This window comes from Mesorhizobium sp. M1A.F.Ca.IN.020.06.1.1, from assembly GCF_004023265.1.
GTDB lineage: Bacteria > Pseudomonadota > Alphaproteobacteria > Rhizobiales > Rhizobiaceae > Mesorhizobium.
Window position 1 is genome coordinate 1 of record NZ_RZSR01000537.1, and the last position, 4147, is coordinate 4147.

Below are 4147 nucleotides of genomic sequence, written 5' to 3' on the forward strand. Positions count from 1 at the left end.
TGATGGCCGAGGTCGCGCAATTCCAGCGCCTTCTCGCATTTGGCCATATAGTCGCGCGTCATCGGCAGCGTGTCGTTCTTCTTGGCGATCTGGAACTGGAAGATCACCAGATCCTGCCAGCGGAAGGCGGCTTCCGAGGCCGCAAGGTAGAACTCCCACATGCGGCAGAAGCGCTCGTCATAGATAGCCTTAGCCTTGTCGCGGTTGGCGGCAAAGCGCTGGCCCCAATGCTTCAGCGTGTCGGCGTAGTGAAGCCTGAGAATCTCGATGTCCGTGACGATAAGGCCCGATTTCTCAATCGCCGGCAGCACTTCCGACATCGACGGGACGTAGCCGCCCGGGAAGATGTATTTGCGGATGAAGGCGCTGGTCGCCCACGGCACGCCGGACCGGCCGATGGTGTGGAGCAGCATCACGCCGTCGGGCTTGAGCAGCGTCGCCGCCTTGTCGAAGAAAGTCCGGTAGTGGTTGACGCCGACATGCTCGAACATGCCGACCGAGACGATGCGGTCGAAGCGTTCGTTGAGCGCGCGATAATCCTTGAGGTCGAAATGCGCGCGGTCCTGCAGGCCCAGTGCATGTGCGCGGTCGGTGGAGACGCCCTGCTGCTCGGTGGATAGCGTCACGCCCTGCACGTCGACGTCGAAGGCCTTGGCGAGATAAAGCCCGAGGCCGCCCCAGCCGGAGCCGATATCGAGCACCGTCTGGCCGGCCTTGAGTCTCAGCTTGGCGGCGATGTGGCGCTTCTTGGCGACCTGCGCTTCGTCCAGGGTCATGTCGGGCCGTTCGAAATAGGCGCAGGAATACTGCATGTCCTCGTCGAGGAAGAGCTTGTAGAGTTCGCCGGAGAGGTCGTAGTGGCGCTGCACGTTGCGGCGAGATCTCGACGCCGTGTTGATCTGCTGCAGGCGGCGGAAGGCATGGCGCAGACCTTCGATGGCCTTCGACCAGGTCACGTCGATGCCGCCGCTGCCCATGTTCTGGAAAGCGATCCGCATCACCCCGAGGACGCCGCCCTCGGGGATGTCCAGTTCGCCATCCATATAGGCTTCGGGCACGGCCAGCATCGGATCGAAGGTGATCGCGCGCTCGGCATGCATGGTCTTGATGTGGATGTGTACCGGTTCGCCGCTGCCGTCGCCGAACTTATGCGTCGTGCCTTTCGGCCCGGTCACTTTGAGGTCGCCGGTCCGCACCAGCCGTTCGAGAACGTGTTTCAACAGGATGTTCATGACCAAATGTCCCCTCAGACGGACCATCCGGCAGTCGGACCGAATGCCAAATCGAAAGTGCCACAGCGCATCGCCCGCGTCCAATCGACGCGCCACGCCGTAATCTGCAACAAGATATAGGGATTAGAAAAGTTCCTATTGGCACAAAAAAGCCCGGGTCGAAGACCCGGGCGTTGGTCCAGTCGGCGCTGGACGCAGGAGGAGCCGGAGCGCGGCTCCTGCCTTGTCGATCAGGCGTTGTCCTCGCCGCCTTCGAATTCGGCGTTCGGATCGAAGAAGTTTTCCGGCCGGGCGTTGTCGTTGATGTCTTCGCCATAGATGGCTTCGGCCGTCGTCAGCGTCTCGCCCTTGGCCTGGCGCTCCGCCTCATCGGCCGAGCGGGCGACGTTGAGCGTCACCGTGACCTCGACTTCAGGATGCAGCGCGATGGCCACGTTGGAGAGGCCGATGGTCTTGATCGGCTGGTTGAGCTCGATCTGGTTGCGGCTGACGGAGAAGCCCTCGGCGGTCAGCAGTTCGGCGATGTCGCGGGTCGACACCGAGCCGTAGAGCTGGCCGGTCTCGCCTGCCGAGCGCACGACGATGAAGCTCTTGCCGTCGAGCTTCTCGGCGATCTGCGCAGCCTCCGACTTGCGCTCGAGGTTGCGGGCTTCGAGCTGGGCGCGCTGGCCCTCGAACTTCTTCTTGTTGGCTTCGTTGGCGCGCAGCGCCTTGCCCTGCGGCAGCAGGAAGTTGCGGGCGAACCCATCCTTGACCTTGACGGTTTCGCCCATCTGGCCGAGGCGGGAAATGCGCTCGAGGAGAATGACTTCCATGGTTTCGTTCCTTTGGTTGGCGCCATCGCGGATGACGGCGGATTCTTTGGGAACAGGTCAGGAAGCAAATGGCGTCTTCGCCGGTGTCGCTGTCCTGCCTGTTTCGGCAGTTAGAGGTTTATGGCCTCAACTCGGGATTTGAGCCTGCCCGTCGCGGCGCCCGTCGCCGTGGGCCGAAGCGGGCGGCAAGCCGCCCGCATCAATAGCTTAGCGAACCACGTAGGGCAGCAGGCCGAGGAAGCGGGCGCGCTTGATCGCCTTGGCGAGCTCGCGCTGCTTCTTCTGGCTGACGGCGGTGATGCGCGACGGCACGATCTTGCCGCGCTCGGAAATGTAGCGCTGCAGCAGACGCACGTCCTTGTAGTCGATCTTCGGAGCGTTGGCGCCGGAGAACGGGCAGGTCTTGCGGCGGCGATGGAACGGACGCCGGGTCGGGATCTGGTTGATGTCGACCATTATTCTGCACCCCCTTCAACGTTTTCGCGCGGGCGGCGCGGACCACGGTCGCCGCCATCACGGTCGCCGAACGAGCGCGGGCCACGGTCGCGGTCGCCGAACGAACGCGGGCCACGGTCGCCACGGTCGCGGTCGCCGAAGCCGCCGCGCTCGGAGCGCTCTTCGCGCTTCTGCATCATCGCCGAGGGGCCTTCCTCGTGCGCCTCGACCTTGATGGTGAGGAAGCGCAGCACGTCTTCCGACAGGCCCATCTGGCGCTCCATTTCGTTGAGCGCGGCCGGCGGGCAGTTGATGTCCATCAGCGTGTAGTAAGCCTTCCGGTTCTTCTTGACCCGGTAGGTGAGGGACTTCAGTCCCCAGTTCTCGATCCGGCCGACCGATCCGCCATTGGCGGCGATGACGCCCTTGTACTGTTCGACAAGCGCATCAACCTGCTGCTGCGACAGGTCCTGCCGGGCAAGAAACACATGTTCGTAAAGAGCCATTATGTTTTTCTGCCTTTCTTCGTTTCTCTCACCGGCCCTCGCGGCTAAGCCTCTGCAACTTGTCTGACCCGTTCGCGAAGGAGCGGGGAAGAAAGGAGCATCACGAGACGGTCGAGAGCGGAGACACGGGAGGCCCAAAGCGCTTCTGGCTTCATGACGTGGCCCTCTAAGGCCACGGCCCTCCGTTCAGCCCCCAGCAAGGACCGGCAGATTGCCGGCGTCTATACAGCAATTCGTGAGGAAGGCAAGGGCGGGAGAGAGGGTCGGCGGCTCCGCAGTGTCGCAGGACTGGCGGCGCTTGTGGGAATTGGCTGACCCGCCGGCCGCAGGTCAGCCATTTCGTCGGAAGGCGATCCACTCAGCTCATATGCGCGACGAGCGGGACTACCGTCTCGGGGAAGAAGTCGGGCGCGACCCGGCGCTTGCCGAACATCATATCGTACTGGATCAGCCGGAAATCGTTGATCTTCGGATCGATCTTTTTCTGCCGCGCCCAGTCGGGCGTCGCCTCGCCGGAGGGCGACAGCAAAAGGTTGCGGTCAACCACCCGGTAGTGCTCGCGCAGCGCGCCGAGGAAGCCGGTGTAATAGGGGTGGGTGATCCCGGCCGTGGTAAGGATATGATAGGGCAGGAAGGCGGGGCTCACCGAGCCCAGATTCTCGACCGGACCGGAGCGGTTCGACCAGATGATCAGCGGCGTGTCGTGATGCTCGAGCGCCGCCTCGGGCGTCGGCTCCTTGCGCGGCGCGACATTGTCCTTGAGGAAGCCGGTCTCGACATAGACGGGGCCGAGCGGCGGCAAGTGGTCGCCGAAGAAGGCGATGATGGTCGGCCGCTCGCGCTTCTTCGCCCAGTCGATCAGGCGCTGCAGGCCGCGATCGGCGTCGGCCGACCCTTCGGCGTAGGAGAGCAGCGATTCCCGCGCCCAGGTGCTGATCGGCGCGTCGACGCTATGTGTCGGATTGTAATAGCGGTAGGGCTCGTAGGGCCCGTGGTTCTGCAGGCTGACCGCGAACAGGAATACCGGCCCGTCGCTGGCATCGGCCTCGCGCATGATCTCGTCGGTCATGGCCGCGTCGGAGGCCAGCGGCCCGCGCTTCTCCATCGGCGGCAGCGTCTCTTCCGAGCGGAAGTCGCTGAAGCCGAAATCGGCGTAGAC

General features: G+C 63.7%; 5 protein-coding genes. All 5 read right to left on the bottom strand.

Going from position 1 to position 4147, the window contains the following annotated elements:
• Positions 1 to 1232, bottom strand: a 1232-nt coding sequence (locus tag EOA60_RS21705; protein ID WP_164899452.1) for a cyclopropane-fatty-acyl-phospholipid synthase family protein, incomplete at its 3' end; no start/stop codon positions are given.
• Between the two features lie 230 nt (positions 1233 to 1462).
• Positions 1463 to 2047: a 50S ribosomal protein L9 gene (gene rplI / locus EOA60_RS21710; protein WP_095779181.1), complete on the bottom strand. Its 585-nt coding sequence runs from the start codon at positions 2045 to 2047 to the stop codon at positions 1463 to 1465.
• Between the two features lie 207 nt (positions 2048 to 2254).
• Positions 2255 to 2503: a 30S ribosomal protein S18 gene (rpsR, locus tag EOA60_RS21715; protein ID WP_006203718.1), complete on the bottom strand. Its 249-nt coding sequence runs from the start codon at positions 2501 to 2503 to the stop codon at positions 2255 to 2257.
• Positions 2503 to 2988: a 30S ribosomal protein S6 gene (gene rpsF / locus EOA60_RS21720; RefSeq protein WP_067330265.1), complete on the bottom strand. Its 486-nt coding sequence runs from the start codon at positions 2986 to 2988 to the stop codon at positions 2503 to 2505. The genes rpsR and rpsF overlap by 1 nt, the downstream gene beginning before the upstream one ends.
• A gap of 358 nt (positions 2989 to 3346) precedes the next feature.
• Positions 3347 to 4147: sulfatase-like hydrolase/transferase (locus EOA60_RS21725; RefSeq protein WP_164899453.1), on the bottom strand; the 801-nt coding region annotated here is incomplete at its 5' end.